The organism is Flavobacterium macrobrachii (genome assembly GCF_014486675.1).
GTDB classification, from domain to species: domain Bacteria; phylum Bacteroidota; class Bacteroidia; order Flavobacteriales; family Flavobacteriaceae; genus Flavobacterium; species Flavobacterium macrobrachii.
The window spans coordinates 1-16,953 of the sequence record NZ_JACTAC010000041.1; the positions used below are offsets into that span (position 1 = coordinate 1).

The 16,953-nt window shown below is 36.1% G+C and carries 12 protein-coding genes and 1 pseudogene; 9 read left to right on the forward strand and 4 right to left on the reverse strand.

Features of this window, described 5'->3' with window-relative positions; genetic code table 11:
* Positions 1–182 (forward strand): annotated as a pseudogene (locus tag IAI56_RS16115) (hypothetical protein); the annotation flags it as partial.
* Between the two features lie 266 nt (positions 183–448).
* A complete protein-coding gene (locus IAI56_RS09930) occupies positions 449–2,464 on the forward strand; it encodes a M13 family metallopeptidase (RefSeq protein ID WP_187657723.1) in 2,016 nt (671 codons plus the stop codon).
* A gap of 51 nt (positions 2,465–2,515) precedes the next feature.
* Here IAI56_RS09930 and IAI56_RS09935 read toward each other — a convergent pair whose 3' ends face one another.
* Positions 2,516–3,514, reverse strand: coding sequence for a GntR family transcriptional regulator (locus IAI56_RS09935; protein ID WP_187657724.1), 999 nt, complete (start codon positions 3,512–3,514; stop codon positions 2,516–2,518).
* Between the two features lie 126 nt (positions 3,515–3,640).
* Between IAI56_RS09935 and IAI56_RS09940 the strand changes: the two genes are divergently transcribed.
* The 7 genes from IAI56_RS09940 to IAI56_RS09970 all read left to right on the forward strand — a co-directional run bounded on the left by IAI56_RS09940 (position 3,641) and on the right by IAI56_RS09970 (position 13,320).
* The gene (locus tag IAI56_RS09940) at positions 3,641–4,678 is read left to right on the forward strand and encodes an aldose epimerase family protein (protein ID WP_187657725.1); all 1,038 of its coding nucleotides are present in this window, start codon (positions 3,641–3,643) and stop codon (positions 4,676–4,678) included.
* Entirely contained in the window at positions 4,675–5,742 is a 1,068-nt protein-coding gene (locus tag IAI56_RS09945; protein ID WP_187657726.1) for a glycoside hydrolase family 53 protein, read from the forward strand. Before IAI56_RS09940 ends, IAI56_RS09945 begins: the two co-directional genes overlap by 4 nt.
* A gap of 2 nt (positions 5,743–5,744) precedes the next feature.
* Entirely contained in the window at positions 5,745–6,773 is a 1,029-nt protein-coding gene (locus tag IAI56_RS09950) for a glycoside hydrolase family 53 protein (protein WP_187657727.1), read from the forward strand.
* Between the two features lie 42 nt (positions 6,774–6,815).
* Positions 6,816–9,242: a beta-galactosidase GalA gene (galA, locus tag IAI56_RS09955; RefSeq protein ID WP_187657728.1), complete on the forward strand. Its 2,427-nt coding sequence runs from the start codon at positions 6,816–6,818 to the stop codon at positions 9,240–9,242.
* 31 nt (positions 9,243–9,273) lie between these two features.
* Positions 9,274–10,443 carry a galactokinase gene (galK, locus tag IAI56_RS09960; protein WP_187657729.1) on the forward strand — a complete coding sequence of 390 codons (1,170 nt, stop codon included), beginning with the start codon at positions 9,274–9,276 and terminating at the stop codon, positions 10,441–10,443.
* 152 nt (positions 10,444–10,595) lie between these two features.
* Positions 10,596–11,648 carry a UDP-glucose--hexose-1-phosphate uridylyltransferase gene (locus IAI56_RS09965; protein ID WP_187657730.1) on the forward strand — a complete coding sequence of 351 codons (1,053 nt, stop codon included), beginning with the start codon at positions 10,596–10,598 and terminating at the stop codon, positions 11,646–11,648.
* Position 11,649: 1 nt separating this feature from the next.
* Positions 11,650–13,320, forward strand: coding sequence for a sodium/sugar symporter (locus tag IAI56_RS09970; protein WP_187657731.1), 1,671 nt, complete (start codon positions 11,650–11,652; stop codon positions 13,318–13,320).
* Positions 13,321–13,372: 52 nt separating this feature from the next.
* On the opposite strand, the gene IAI56_RS09975 is transcribed toward IAI56_RS09970, so the two are convergent.
* The 3 genes from IAI56_RS09975 to IAI56_RS09985 are packed head-to-tail and all read right to left on the reverse strand — an operon-like array spanning position 13,373 to position 16,851.
* Positions 13,373–14,299, reverse strand: coding sequence for a carbohydrate kinase family protein (locus IAI56_RS09975; RefSeq protein WP_187657732.1), 927 nt, complete (start codon positions 14,297–14,299; stop codon positions 13,373–13,375).
* A gap of 1 nt (position 14,300) precedes the next feature.
* Entirely contained in the window at positions 14,301–15,476 is a 1,176-nt protein-coding gene (locus IAI56_RS09980) for a glucosidase family protein (protein WP_187657733.1), read from the reverse strand.
* Positions 15,469–16,851, reverse strand: coding sequence for an MFS transporter (locus tag IAI56_RS09985; protein ID WP_187657734.1), 1,383 nt, complete (start codon positions 16,849–16,851; stop codon positions 15,469–15,471). Before IAI56_RS09985 ends, IAI56_RS09980 begins: the two co-directional genes overlap by 8 nt.
* Positions 16,852–16,953: the final 102 nt, after the last annotated feature.

Here is a 16,953-nt window from a genome sequence, read left to right on the forward strand (position 1 = left end):
AAGAGCGCTACTTAAAGTTTATGAAAGAGCATCCTGATTTACTTGAGCGAATATCCATAACCAATTTGGCGTCTTACCTTGGAGTTGAGCGGCAAACGCTAACCCGTATAAGAAAGAGGATGACTGTTACTGGGTTGTTAGATTCAAGAGAGTCTATAAAAACAGCTGATCTTACTCCTTGATTGAATCATAGAATCTGTTGTTTTGTTTGTTTATTTTGAATCTCAATTTTTTTAGTAAATATATCTTGCGAAAGCATAAGCAAAAATTTATTTAAAATATTAAAATTCAACACTTTAAATATAATAACTTTTGATTTTTTACCCAAATATTTTTATACTTTCATATCGAACTCACGTTAATTAATCTCTGTAACATCTTAATCAAAAACAATACATATAGTAATATTTTTTTAATTATATTTAGCTAATTCAAAAAACAAACTTCAATGAAAAAATCCCTTCTATCAACGGCAGTACTTTGCTTACTATTAAGCAGTTGCAGCCAAAAAGAAATTGCATCGGGCATATCTAAAAAAGATATGGATACATTAGTCAATCCTGGCGATGATTTCGATGCTTATGTAAACGGAACTTGGACTAAAAACACAAAGATTCCAGCAGACAAATCTTCCTATGGCGCATTCGACATGCTATTGGACAAATCGGAGAAAGATGTAAAAGCCATCATCGAAGAAGCTGCCAAAGGAAATAACCCTGAAGGTTCAGATGCTCAAAAAATTGGCGATTTCTTCGCTTCCTACATGGATAGAAAAGGTCGAGATGCTATTGGTTTAAAACCACTTCAAAACGAATTTGTAGCTATCGATGCCATTACTGACCAAAACAGTTTAGCGAGCTATTTTGGTGAAGCAAACAGAAAAGGTTACAATATTCCATTTCAATTCTCGGTGTACAATGACTTCAAAGATCCAAACAAATACTCATTAGTAACTTGGCAAGGTGGAATTTCGTTACCAGACAGAGATTATTATATTTCTACTGAGGCATCAATGGTAAAAATCAGAGAAGCATATAAAACACATTTGGAAAAAATGCTACAACTGTCAGGTATTGCAAATCCTGCTGAAAACGCAGCAAAAATCTTCGCTTTGGAAACCGAAATCGCCAAAATTCAACAACGCAAAGAAGACAACCGCGACATGACCAAGTTGTACAATCCTTACAAAGTAGAAGATTTCAAAAAACTGATGCCTACTTTCAATTGGACTGCTATGATGGAAAAAGCGGGTGTTGGCAAAGAAAAATCAGCCATTATTGCCCAAGTAGACTACCAAAAAAATCTTGATGGTTTAATTCAAAAAACACCTATCGATACTTGGAAAGTATTTCTAAAATGGGGAATTATCAACAATGCTAGCACCTATTTAACGACCGAGTTGGACAACCAACAATTCGAATTCAATGGAAAAATACTAAACGGTACTGAAAAACAACGCGAAGATTGGAAACGTGCTGTTTCTACTGTAAGCAATGGTTTGGGTGAAATGATTGGTAAACTATACGTAGAAAAACATTTCAAACCAGAAGCTAAAGAAAAAATGACCGTTATGGTTAAAAATCTCCTGAAAGCTTATGGTGAAAGCATCAAAAAACTCGACTGGATGAGCGAAAACACCAAAAAAGAAGCTTTGAAAAAGGTAGATAAATTCATTGTAAAAATTGGTTATCCTGACAAATGGAAAGACTATAGTAGCATAAAAATCAATAAAAACGACTTGTTTGGGAACATTCAACGTGCGGGAGAATTTGAATACAAGCGTAACTTAGAAAAACTAGGAAAACCAGTAGATAAAACCGAATGGGGAATGACTCCGCAAACCGTAAACGCTTACTACAACCCAACAGTAAACGAAATCGTGTTTCCAGCCGCTATTTTACAACCGCCTTTCTTCGATTTGAATGCCGATGACGCAGTAAACTATGGTGGAATTGGCGCAGTTATTGGTCATGAAATCGGTCACGGATTTGACGATCAAGGAAGTACTTTCGATGGCGATGGCGTAATGAGAAACTGGTGGACTGAAAAAGACCTTACCGCTTTCAAAGCAAAAACTAGCGCACTAATCGAGCAATACAATAGCTTTGAAGCATTGCCAGGTTTACATGTAAATGGCGAATTTACTTTAGGTGAAAACATCGGAGATTTAGGCGGATTAAGCATCGCATTAAAAGCCTACAAAGCATCATTAAACGGAAAAGAAGCTCCAGTTCTTGATGGTTACACCGGAATTCAACGTGTATTCTTAGGTTGGGGACAAGTTTGGAAAGAAAAATCACGTGATGAAGCATTGCGTAACCAAATCAATTCTGATCCACATTCACCAGCGCGTTTTCGTGTGAATGGAACCGTTCGTAACATTCCTGAATTCTACGAAGCATTTGATGTAAAACCAACCAACAAATTGTATTTAGCTCCAGAGAAACGAGTGAAAATTTGGTAATACATTCTTAGAATAAACTAAAAGCGCAACTTTAAAGTTGCGCTTTTTTATTTACAACGACTTCCTAATAATCAAATCCGAAGGGTTTTCGATTTGCTCTTTACTCGAGCGAAGTAGCATTTTTGCCAACGTTTTTCCCATAGCTTTAAAATCGGTTGAAATAGTAGTAATGCCGTTTTCAACTACTTTTTTCAAAGGTGTATCATTATAGGAAATGATTCCAAAATCTTTTCCAATTTCTAAATTTTGCCTCTTGGATTGTTCGATGACATTCACCAAATGTCTATCCGTTGGAATAATATAAACATCACCTTTTGCAATCAGTTGTTCTTCAAACGAAGTAATGATTTGATGTTCAAAATGATGTTCAACACAAAATTGATTGAAGCCATCAACCATTCCAATAGGTTCTTTATTTCCCGGGAAAATCAACACCAATTTACTATATTTTTCCAACAACGATTTTCCTTTCATTAAACCATCATACATGTCTTTTATAAAATGCTGATGTACCGATGGAAAATCGTGTAATTCTGCATTGGTTTGATCCAAAATATAAACATCTTGTTTGGGTAACATTTTTATAATTGCAGCAGAACCAACCAAATTAGTAGGCATAATGATGTATTTTGAATAGTTTCCGTTGCTTTCATAAATCAACTTTTTAAACATTTCGATATTAAAATGATGAAAGAAAATATCAACTTGCGCCTTGTTGTCCATCACTTCCAAAAACGAATTATAAATGTCTTCTTTAAATGCGTTCAGCTCATCAAAAAGTAAAAATATACGTTGTTCAAAACTAAATTCCACACTTTTTACATAATATCCTTTTCCTAAAATGGCGTAAATAATGCCGCGTTTTTTGAGTTCATCATAAGCCAACAAAACCGTATCTCGCGAAATAGAAAACTCCAAACTTACTTTGTTAACCGATGGTAATTTGTCGTTTCGTTTCAACCTTTTTTCGGCTATGGCAATTTCTATCGAAAGCACGATTTGCTTGTACTTTGGTTGATTGGACTGCTGATTTATCGAAATTATTTTCATCTTTTTAATTACTATTCCAATTACGAAAACGATATAACTGGTGGCAAGATACGAATAAACTGGTAGGTAGTAGTATGGTTAAATAACATTAAATGCTATTTTTGTTAACACATTGATAAAATAGCTATGCAAAAAAATCATTTTTCACAAATTGAACCGGTAATAAATACGAAATCCTATGGTTTTATAACCGAAGTGAAAGAAGTGTTTAGTCACACCATTCGCAATTCAAAAGGAATGGAATTGACCGCAATTGACTTTGGCGCAACGATTTCATCTTTAAAAATTCCGATGCCAAACGGTGAGAAAATAGATGTGGTTTTGGGTTTTGAAAAACTCGAAGATTATATAAATTCTTTCGATTTGCCAAGCGCGCCATATTTTGGAACAGTAGTTGGACGATATGCTGGACGAATTAACAAAGGAAGTTTTTCTATCATTGAAAACAACTACCAGTTAGAAAAAAATCATGGCGAAAATCATCTTCATGGTGGAAAAAAAGGATTGAGCAAAGCCGTTTGGAGAATGAAAAATCAAGACGAAAATTCAGTTTGTTTTGAATGTGTAAGTTGGCCAACTGTCGATAATTATCCCGGAGAATTGACCGTTCAAGCAACTTATCTTTTAACTGAAAATAATGAATTAAAAGTCACTTTTTTAGCGACAACTACGGAAGACACTATCATCAATTTAACACAACATACTTATTTTAATCTCAACGGAAATGCAAGCGATGTTCTCAATCACAAACTCAAAATAAATTCCAATTTAATTCTTGAGACCAACGACGAACTCATACCAACAGGAAATTTTACACCTTTAGACAATCATGAATTTGATTTCAAAGAGTTCAAAAACTGTCCTGAAATTATAGACACTACTTTTGTGTCCAAAGAAAATGAAGTTGGAAGTTTGTTAAGCGAAACGTCCAATATAAAAATGACCGTTTTTTCCAATCAACCTTCGGTTCACATTTATATTGGTGGAAATTGTTTCAACCAAATCAAAGGAAAAAACAATAGCGATTACAACACCAAAAGCGGTATTTGTTTTGAAACGCAAAATTTCCCAGATGCGCCAAACCACAGTCATTTTCCAAATGCAACGTTGAGAAAAGACGAAAAATATTATCACCAAACCTTATTTAAATTTGAAACGCTATGAAAAATTTAATCGTATTACTTTTTGCAATTACTTTATACTCTTGCTCGTCAGACAGCAAAGACGAAACAGAACCAATTGTTCAAGACAACTTTATTAGAGCGGCAGACATGTCTTATTTGCCTTTGATAGAAAGCGAAGGAACGGTTTACAAAAACAACAACATTTCTGAAAACGCACTAACAACACTAAAAAATGCAGGTTGCAATACCATCAGAATTCGTCTTTGGAAAAATCCAGCCGATACACATTCTGGGTTTAACGAAGTAAAAACGTTTGCACAAAGAGTAAAACAAGCAGGAATGAAAGTTTGGCTTACCGTTCATTATTCTGATACTTGGGCAGATCCAGCGCATCAAGAAAAACCGGCAGAATGGGCTAGTTTGAATTTCACCAATTTAAAAACGGAAGTGGCTAACTATACCACGCAAATCATGACCGAAATCAATCCAGACATTATCCAAATTGGCAACGAAACTAACGATGGTATGCTTTGGCCAGAAGGCAAAATTACTACCAACGAAAGTCAATATGTACAGCTTGTTCAAAGTGCTGTTGCAGCGGTTAGAAGCAAATCATCAACCACCAAGATAATGCTTCATTTTGCAGGAACTTCTGGTTCTGATTGGTTTTTTAATAAAGTAGCTTCTGTGGATTATGATTACATAGGCTTGTCATACTATCCAATTTGGCACGGAAAAGATTTGAATGTCGTAAAAAACACCATCAATTCGTTAAGCGCAACGCACAATAAAAAAGTCATTTTAGCCGAAACTGCTTATCCTTTTACACTGGGTTGGAACGATTGGACCAACAACATTATGGGTTTAGAAAGCCAACTAATTACTACTTATCCTGCAACTCCAGCAGGTCAAAAAAGTTATCTTTTGGCTATAAAAAATCTTGTAAAAGATACTACAAACGGTATTGGTTTTTGCTATTGGGGTTCAGAATGGGTAGCCTTTCGTGGAAACGAGTCTACGAACGGTTCTTCGTGGGAAAACCAAGCACTTTGGGATTTTAATTTTAACGCACTTCCAGTGATGGAGGCATTTAGCAAAGAATAAATATGAGAACAAATCAATACGTTTTGTCATTAAAATGGGCAGTGTTGCTTTCAATATTCCATTTCAGTATGGCAACAGCTCAAACTGTTTTTTCAAAAGGTGCTGACGTAGGTTGGTTGCCTCAAATGGAAGCCACAGGTTATAAATTTTACGACGCAGATGGCAAAGAAACTGATTGTTTGCAATTGCTAAAAGACAGAGGAATGAACTCGGTTCGCCTTCGTGTTTGGGTAAATCCGAATGACGACAAAGCTAGCGGACATTGTAGCAAAGAAGAAACCATCATCATGGCATTACGTGCGCAAAAAATGGGAATGCGAGTAATGATTAATTTCCATTATTCCGACTCGTGGGCTGATCCTGCCAAGCAATTTAAACCAAAAGCTTGGGAAAAACATTCGTTTCCAGAACTTTTGGACGATGTTTACAACCATACTTTTGATGTGATTTCGTCTCTAAAAAAAGCAGGTGTAACTCCAGAATGGGTTCAAATAGGCAACGAAATTCCAGGCGGAATGCTTTGGCCAGATGGAAGTACTGACAACTGGAAACAACTCGGACAATTACTAAATAAAGGTTACGATGCCGTTAAAGCTGTGGACCAAAACATCAAAGTGATTGTTCATGTTGATGAAGGAAACAACAACGCAAAATTTAGAACATTCTTTGATAATGCTACTGCTCAAAAAGTACGTTATGACATCATCGGATTGTCGTATTATCCGTATTGGATTAAAAAAGATTATTCGGAAACCATTGCCGATTTAGAATTCAACCTAAACGATATGGTAAAACGCTATAATAAAGACGTGATGATTGTAGAAGTTGGTGGCGAAGATGATAAAGTTCAAAACACCTACGAACTATTAAAAGCTACTATCGAAGCCGTCAAAAAAGTGCCAAATAATCGTGGTTTAGGCGTAATGTATTGGGAACCACAAGGCGCAAGAAGTTGGAGCCATTACGCACTAAGTGCTTGGCAAGCTGATGGAAAACCTTCTCCTGCTTTAGATGCTTTTAAAGAAGAATAAAATCCGTTTAATCCGTGAAATCTGTGGCAAAAAATAAAAACTATGACTAAAATTTCAATATTTCATCCAACAAAAATCGCTTTTCTAATTTCTTTTTTATTCGTTGGATTTCAAGCAAATGCACAAAAGAAAATCAGTCTAGACGAAGATTGGAGATTTCATTTCGGAAATGCCGCCGATGTTTCCAAAGATTTCGATTATGGAAAAACAGCCTTGCTTCATAAGTCAAATGTGTTTGCAACGACCATTGTAAATCCAAAATTTGTCGATACTACTTGGAAGAAAATCAACGTGCCACACGATTGGGTTGTCGAACTTCCTTTTGTGAAATCAGATCAAGTTGAAATGGACAGTCACGGTTACAAACCTGTTGGCGGAGCTTATCCAGAAACGAGTATTGGTTGGTATCGCAAACATTTTTCAGTCGATAAAAAAGACGATGGAAAGCGTTTTGAACTTCAATTTGATGGAATTTACAGAAATGCGGAAATTTGGTTTAACGGATTTTATGTCGGAACTAATTTTAGTGGTTACGTTGGCAATTCCTATGATATTTCAGATTATGTAAATTTTGAAGGCGATAATGTCATTGTAGTTCGAGTAGATGCCACACAATATGAAGGTTGGTTTTATGAAGGCGCCGGAATTTACAGACACGTTTGGTTGAACATAACCGATAAAGTTTTCATCCCTAGTGATGGCGTTTTTGTACATTCAAAAATAAAAGGTAAAAACGCCACTGTAACTATTGAAACCGAAGTTGAAAATAAAAATTTACGACCTTCCAATGCAGTTGTTTATTCCATAATTACTGATAGAAACGGTAAACAACTTGGCAAAACTTCAGAACAAAAAGTCGCACTTTCGGTAAACGAAAAAACGACAATCAAACAAAATGTGAACCTTAGTAACGTTATGCTTTGGTCATTAGAAAATCCCTATTTGTATAAAGTTATTTCGGTGGTAAAACAAAACAATCAAATCGTACACCAAACCAAAACTCGCTTCGGAATTAAAACGGTAACATTTGATGCTAAAAAAGGATTTTTCTTAAATGGTAAACACCTTAAAATTCAAGGAACAAACAACCATCAAGACCACGCCGGAATTGGAAGTGCTATTCCTGATTTTATGCAATATTATCGTGTAAAGTTATTGAAGGAAATGGGTTCCAATTCGTATCGAGCAAGTCACAACGCACCAACACCAGAACTTCTGGAAGCTTGCGATAGCTTGGGAATGTTAGTGGTTGACGAACAACGTTTACTCAACAGCAGTCCAGAATACATTGACCAATTCAAACGATTAATTAAACGCGATAGAAATCACGCTTCCGTTTTTTTATGGTCTATCGGAAATGAAGAGCAAAATATCCAAGGAAACGACTATGGAAAACGAATTGCACAAACACTTTTAGCCATTCAAGAGGAATTAGATCCAACAAGAACGTCAACTTATGCAGCCGATATGGCTAATGAATTCAAAGGCGTAAACGAAGTCATTCCAATTCGTGGATTCAATTATCGCGAATATGCCGTTGCCGATTATCATCGCGATCATCCCAACCAACCTTTACTCGGAACCGAAATGGGAAGTACAGTAACGACCAGAGGAATTTATGAAAAAGATGAAATTCGCGCCTATGTTCCCGACCAAGACATCACGCATCCTTGGTGGGCAAGCAAAGCCGAAACATGGTGGAAATTGGCTGCTGAAAATGACTATTGGCTTGGAGGTTTTGTTTGGACAGGATTTGATTATCGTGGCGAACCAACACCTTATAAATGGCCAAACATCAGCTCGCATTTTGGAATTTTAGATGTTTGTGGTTTCCCAAAAAACATTTATTACTACTATAAAAGTTGGTGGACAAACGAAGATATTTTGCACATTTCACCTCATTGGAATTGGTCAGAAAAAATAGGTCAATCGGTTGAGGTTTGGGTAAATACTAATGCCGATGAGGTAGAATTATTCCTTAACGGAAAATCTTTAGGGAAGAAAACCATGCCAAGAAACAGTCATTTAAAATGGCAAGTAAACTACGAACCTGGAACGTTGGAAGCAATCGCTTTTAAAAACGGAAAACTACTTTCTGCCAAAGTAGAAACAACAACTCATCCTGTAAAAGTAAATGCTGTAGCTGATAAATCCACAGTTTTAGCCGATGGTAAAGATGGAACTGTTGTCAATATTTCAATAGTGGATGACAAAGGTCGTGAAGTGCCAAATGCTAACAATATGGTTCATTTTAAATTAACTGGCGATGCCAAAATTATTGGTGTTGGCAATGGCGATCCAAGTTCGCACGAAGCCGATAAATGTACTGATGGTGCTTGGCAAAGAAGTGCTTTCAATGGAAAATGTCAAGTAATTATTCAAGCAGGGAAAACGGTTGGCGATTTGAAATTAGAAGTAAAATCAAATGGATTGCGTTCGGCTGCAGTAGAACTAAATCAAAAGAAATAAAACACATGGAAACCTTGCAGGAACATAAAACATGAAGAAAAAACTAATCCAACATACCACCGATTTTTTTGAAAAATCCTTTCAAAAAGCACCAGAACACATTTTCCTTTCACCAGGAAGAATTAACATTATTGGCGAACACGTTGATTATAATGATGGTTTCGTGTTACCAGCTGCCATTAACAAATACATTTGTTTTGCTGTATCTAAAAACACCACAACCGAATGTGCCATTATTGCCAAAGACCTAAACGAAGTTTACAAATTTGATTTAAACGACAACTTGCAACCAGTCGATAAAATGTGGGTAAACTATATCTTTGGCGTGTTACATCAACTCAAAACGAACGATAAAATAAACCAAGGTATCAACATCGTTTTTAGCAGTACAATCCCAATGGGCGCAGGACTTTCTTCATCGGCAGCATTGGAATGTGGTATTGGATATATTATGAATAAGCTATTTGATTTAGGATTGTCTAAAGAACAAATTGCACTCATCGGACAAAAATCGGAACATACTTTTGTGGGTGTCAATTGCGGTATCATGGACCAATTTGCATCGGTTTTTGGAAAGAAAAACAAAGTGATTAAACTCGATTGCAATACATTAGATTACGAATACCATAAAGCCGATTTCAAAAAATATTCCTTACTTTTATTGGATAGTTGTGTAAAACACACGCACTTAACTTCGGGATACAACGACAGAAGAAACGAAGTGGAACAAGGATTGGCAATTATAAAAACGCATTTCCCTGAAGTAAAAACGTTTCGCGATTGTACAGAAATCATGGTTTTAGGTCTAAAAGAAGAATTAGGCGAAATCCTGTACAAGCGATGTCGTTTTGTAGTTAAAGAAATAAAACGAGTTCAAGATGCTGTTAAAGCCTTATCCAATGATGATTTTGTCCAATTAGGAAAGTTAATGACCGAAACACATCACGGTTTGTCCAAAGAATATGAAGTGAGTTGTGAGGAATTGGATTTTTTAGTTGATGCTGTAGCTAATGAAACTTCGGTTTTAGGCGCACGAATGATGGGCGGAGGATTTGGTGGTTGTTCCATCAATTTAGTCGAAAAAGGTTCAGAAAAAGAACTCATCCAAAAGATTGCAGAACAATACCGTTCCCAATTTGGCATCGAATTAAAAGCTTACAAAGTAAAAATTTCAAAAGGAACATTAGAATTAAAACATTAAGGAATTAAGGTAATTAAGTCTTAGTGGTTAAAAAAATAATTTATCAAACTTGTCAGGTTTAAAAGCAGAAACAATTTCGAAATCAATACTTAATGAATCTTAATTTCTTAATGTTTTAAAAATAAAAACTATCTGTTGAATAAAAAAATAACATGCAACACTTCAACCATAACGAACATCCACACCGAAGATACAATCCGTTACTAGACGAATGGATATTAGTTTCACCACATCGCGCCAAACGACCATGGCAAGGACAAAACGAAACCCTTCCTGAAGACAATAGACCAGAGCACGACGAAACCTGTTACTTATGCGCTGGAAATGTTCGTGCTAATGGTATAAAAAACGAAGACTACACCAACAGCTATGTGTTTGAAAATGACTTTTCAGCCCTATTAAAAGACGATGTTTTATACGAAACGAAAAACAATTCATTGTTTCAACTAAAACCCGAACGCGGGATTAATAAAGTAGTGTGTTTTTCACCAAAACACAACCTAACCTTACCCGAAATGGAAGTTTCCGATATTGAAAAAGTCGTGCAAACTTGGGCAGAACAATACATCGAATTGGGCAATCAAGATTTTATCAATTACGTTCAAATATTTGAAAACAAAGGAAGTGTTATGGGTTGTAGCAATCCACATCCACACGGACAAATTTGGGCGCAATCTTCGTTACCGACACAAGTAGAGAAAACACAAAAAAACCTCCGAGCGTACTACGACAAAAATAAAACCAGTTTACTAAAAGACTATTTGGACCAAGAATTGAAATCAGGCGAAAGAGTAGTTATCGAGAACAATCACTTTGCGGTTGTGGTTCCTTTTTGGGCAACTTGGCCTTATGAAACGATGATTATTAGCAAAAGACATTTTGGAAGTATCATCGCTATGAGTAAAGAAGAAACAACGGCTTTCGCCGAAATGATAAAAGCCATAACCGTCAAATACGATAATCTTTTCAACACTTCTTTTCCTTATTCGTCTGGAATTCATCAAGCACCAACCGATAGAGTGTCGCATCCTGAGTGGCATTTTCACATGCATTTTTATCCGCCATTATTGCGAAGTGCCACAGTAAAGAAATTTATGGTAGGTTATGAAATGCTAGGCGAAGCACAACGCGACATCTCGCCAGAACAAAGCGCAAAGATTTTAAGAGAATTACCAAACCAACATTACAAAACCAAAAACCAATAATATGCAAACTTTAACCACCAACGATTATATTGTTTTCTTCCTCTACTTTATCATCATCGTAGGATATGGATTGTGGATATACAACCGAAAGAAGAAAGCACAAACCAATAGTAACGATTATTTTCTGGCTGAAGGTTCGCTCACTTGGTGGGCAATTGGTGCTTCGCTTATCGCAAGTAACATCAGTGCAGAACAATTTATCGGAATGAGCGGAAGCGGTTTCAAAATGGGATTAGCCATTGCTACCTATGAATGGATGGCTGCATTGACCTTGATTATCGTTGCCGTATTTTTCATGCCAGTTTATCTGAAGAACAAGATTTTCACCATGCCACAATACCTAAAACAACGGTACAACGGCAATGTAGCGATGATTATGGCGGTGTTTTGGTTGCTGCTTTACGTTCTAGTAAACCTAACGTCAATACTCTATCTAGGTGCTTTAGCCATCAGCAGTATTTCGGGCTTAAACATCACTTTTTGTATGATTTTCTTAGCCATTTTTGCCATTATGATTACCCTTGGCGGAATGAAAGTAATTGGATATACCGATGTGATACAAGTGTTTTTCCTTATTCTTGGTGGATTAGTAACTACCTATTTGGCGTTAAATTTAGTCGCAACTGAATTTGGTTCCGAAGGTGCCATCAGCGGATTTAACCTTATGCGTGAAAAAGCCGATGACCATTTCCACATGATTTTCGATACTACTAATCCCAATTATATGGATTTGCCTGGACTTTCTGTACTAATAGGCGGAATGTTAATCATCAATCTAAATTATTGGGGTTGTAACCAATACATCACACAGCGTGCTTTGGGTGCTGATTTAAAAACAGCGCGTGGCGGAATTCTTTTTGCGGCTTTTCTAAAACTTTTAATGCCTATTATAGTTGTTCTTCCTGGAATTGCGGCTTACGTTTTATACCAAAACGGACATTTTCAAACAGAAATGCTTCAAGACGGAACAGTAAATCCAGATAGAGCTTATCCAATTCTGTTGAATTTATTACCAACTGGTTTAAAAGGATTGTCTTTTGCGGCACTAACCGCTGCCATCGTAGCTTCACTAGCTGGAAAAGCCAACAGTATTGCAACTATTTTCACGCTCGATGTTTATAAAGAAAAAATCAATACCGAAGCTTCCGAAAAGAAATTAGTCAACATCGGAAAACTAACCATTATTGCAGCCATGCTAATTGCGGTAGTAGTTGCACCATTTTTAGGAATTGACAAAAAAGGAGGTTTCCAATACATTCAGGAATATACAGGATTTGTTAGTCCAGGAATTTTTGCCATGTTCATCCTAGGTTTCTTCTGGAAAAAAACCACATCCAATGCAGCTTTATTTGCCACCATTGGCGGTTTTATGTTCTCAATTATTTTCAAATTCCTACCAGCGTTTATCGATTTATCTTTCTTAAATCCGATAGGATTTGCAGTGCCAAATGCGGATGGAGTTTATGAAATTCCGTTTATAGATAGAATGGGATTTGTGTTCTTAATTTGCGTTATCGGAATGTATTTTATTAGTATCTATGAAACTAAAAAAGGTGTTCAAACCAATGGTCTAGAAGTAGATAAAACCATGTTCAAGATGTCACCAAGTTTTACCGTCGGGATGTTGATTATCTTATCCATCTTAGCGGCATTGTACACTATTTTCTGGTAGAAGTAGTTCTTGTTATAAATTAAAACCCCAACACTACTGTTGGGGTTTTAATTTATATAACTAATTCATTGATATTAATATCATCAGGCAATCTACCCACGTTTTGAAGCTTTATAGAGGCTAATTTTTGTGCGATGGTAACACTTGTGTTTAAATCGTATTGGTTTAACTGAGCAAACAAAAAACCTGTCCAAAATGCATCGCCAGCACCAGTAGTATCTTTTATGTCTTCGATTGGGATGGCTTTTTGAAAAAATAAACCTTTTTCAACATCGGAAACTACAACACCGTTTTTACCTTTAGTTAAGCAGATAGTTGACACACCCATTTTATGAAAATAATCAAAAATAAATTCTTCTGATTTTACGCTAGCAAAAAGACGATAACAATCATCTTCACTTAATTTCACTAAAGGATCATTAGAAAGATATTCGCTAAGAACTTGTTTTGCTTCTTCTCTGTCAGGCCAAATGCGTTCAGAAAAATTAATATCAATGCTTAATTTTAAACCCAATTCTGCGGCTTTTTTGGCTCTATTTAAAATAGTTTGCCTTGCCGGATTTTTGCTCAAAGCAAAACAAGTAGTGTGAAATATTTTAGCATTCGCTATGATTTCATCGGGTAGTTGATTTTCAAAGATTTCGCAATCGGCTTGACGATAGGGAATAAAATCGGGAGTTTCAGTCGATTTAGAAACAAATATGACTGAAGTTGGAACAGTATCTGATTTTCCAATTAAATCGGTGTTGACCTTATTGGCTTTTAATTTTCTAATGACATAATCGCCCAAACCGTCTTGACCACACGAAGCCACTAAAATGGAATGCAAACCCAATCGCGAACTATTTACCGCAACATTAGTAGGCGAACCGCCAAGAAATCGATGATAGTCTTTGGTTCTATTGATGGAGGTATTGACTTCATGACCAATAAAATCAATGAGTACTTCTCCGATGCAAATAATATCTATAGGTTTCAATTTATAGTAATAATTTAAAATTAGTATGTAAAGATTGATGCACTAAAACGCTTGCTGCCGCACTCCAAGCGCAGTAAGTAACTCCATTTGGTTCTTTTGTTGCTGTATTGAAATTTTCATAAAACGAATAATTGTCAAAAGCATTGGCTTCATTAATTTTCGTTAAAATGGTTTCCGCTTTGGTGTTTTCTTTTCTTTGTGATAGCGATAATCCAAAAAAACCATTGACCATAGACCAACTGCCACCGTTATGAAATTCATACGGATGATTTCGGAACTCGTATTTGCAATTATTCTTTAATAAATTCCAATGTTCATCGGTTTCAAAAACAGGCGGCCAAAAAGCAGGAATTAACCCCAAAGGCATTTCAGAAGCCAAAGTAAAAAGGTAATCACTTAGTTTTTTTTGAAAATTAATGTTGCCAATTTTTAACAATAAAACAAGTGAATTGGCAAAAGCATCCAATTGCGTTTTATAGCCAGCAGGCGAGAAAGAACAAGGCATATACGGTTTAAAATCTACCATTTCATAAGCGCGTGGATGGAATTTTTCACCTTCAGCGTTGGGCATAAAATTGTGTAGAATTTGTTGGGTACAATTTTCAATTTTATGCGCAATGATGTCGCTTTTTGCAAAATAGTTATAACTCTTTAAAGCCCAAATGCGCAATAATTGATCGTATAAAACATAGCCATCGGTGATGTATTCGTCTGCCCAGTTGCCCGATAACGGCACATACAACAAGTGTTTATTGTTAAACTCCCAAGCTTCTAATAATTCAAAACCTTTTTCAATAGCGGTGTTATGAGCTATGACAAACGATGGTTCACACTGCGAATAGGCATATTGACAAACGCCAATGATGTACCAAGTAACTGCATCTACTCTACCAGCTAAACCGCCATAACTTACCTCAGCAGTGGTATTATTTACCAATACATTAGAAGGAATTGTTCCCTTTGCATGCTGATGCTCTGCCAAGGTTTGTAAAGTGTTTTTAAAAGTTTCAATTAGCTTTTTATCTTCTGAAGCTAATGCTGCCAAACCACAAATAACACCATCACGAGCCCAAACCCTGTTGTAGTTAGTCGTGTTTTCTGCACTAGCTAAAAACCCATCATTAGTGGCAACACGATGCAACAAATCAATTGCTTTTTGATAACCCATTTTATTCATTTTGTACAATTTGGTTTTTATTCTTCACTTTTATAAACAAGGTTAAAGCTCCTGCAAGGATTAAAAAGACACCCGCAAGTTTGATAACATTCATTGGATTATTACCCAATAAATCGTACACAAAATACTGCATGGTTACAATTTGAATAGCCATTGGGATTACAATAAACATATTGAAAATACCCATGTAAACTCCGGTTTTTTCTTTTGGGATAGAACCTGCTAATAACTGATAAGGCATAGCCATAGTAGAAGCCCAAGAAATTCCTAATCCGAAAGAGTATAGAAAAATTGTAGTTACTGGAATGGACTCTCCAAAAGGATTGTACATGGTAAACAAAATATCGGTATTGTTTAAGAAAGGAATGGACAACAAACCTATTCCGCCGAGTGTTAAGGCAAAAAAATGAACGCCTTTTGCACCAATCTTCATTGCTAATGGAACCAACAAGAAAGCTACTAAAAAGCAAACAATGTTGTAGGTTCCATTCAAACTACCTGTCAACAGTTGTGCTTTGGAAAATTCTTCGGTGGCTTGGTCTGTAGTGCCAAATAAGGATAAGGAAAGCGAAGAAGTAATGTATTGCCAATAACAAAACATTGCATACCAAGTAAAGAATTTTACTGGAATCAATTGTTTCATGGTCAACGGCATGGTTTGAAAAGCTTCTACTATATCCTTTTTAACGGTTTTGAATATGGACTCTTTCTTTTTTTCTTCGATAAGTGCTAATTCATCTGCTGTTGGTGGATATTCTTTGGTGGTGATTACTGAAAGTAAAACGGACGCAATAGAGGCAAACGCACCAATAAAAAACGCCCAATAGGTATAAGTAGGAATGCCATTTTCCATTTTATCGGTAATGGCTAAAAAGCCTAGGGAAACTAAAATAGCCGGAGTAAAATTGGCCAACGTAATCCCAAATCCAGTAAAGAAGCTTTGCATTAAGAAACCCAACGACATTTGTTTTTCGTTTAATTTATCGGCAACAAAGGCGCGATAAGGTTCCATAGCGATATTATTGGCCGCATCTAAAATCCACAGTAAACTAGCTGCCATAAACAGCGTATTAGAATAAGGCATAAGCAACAAACACACACTAGAAATCAAGGCGCCGATAAGAAAAAATGGTTTTCTTCTGCCGAAACGTGGTGACCAAGTGCCATCGCTTATTGCACCTACTATGGGTTGAACAATCAAACCAGTAATAGGTCCAGCAAGCCAAAGCATAGGCAAACTACTTTCGTCAGCACCAAGGTATTTATAGATGGCGCTCATGTTACTTTGTTGCAATCCGAAACTGAATTGAATTCCGAAGAAACCAAAATTCATGTTCCAAATTTGCCAAAACGATAATGCTTTCTTTTCACTCATTTTAGATACTTTTTACTTATTGCAATAGTACTCTTTACTTTAAAAACAATTCCCATATCATAAAAAATGATACAGGAATTATTCAAACAAGCATGAAATTTT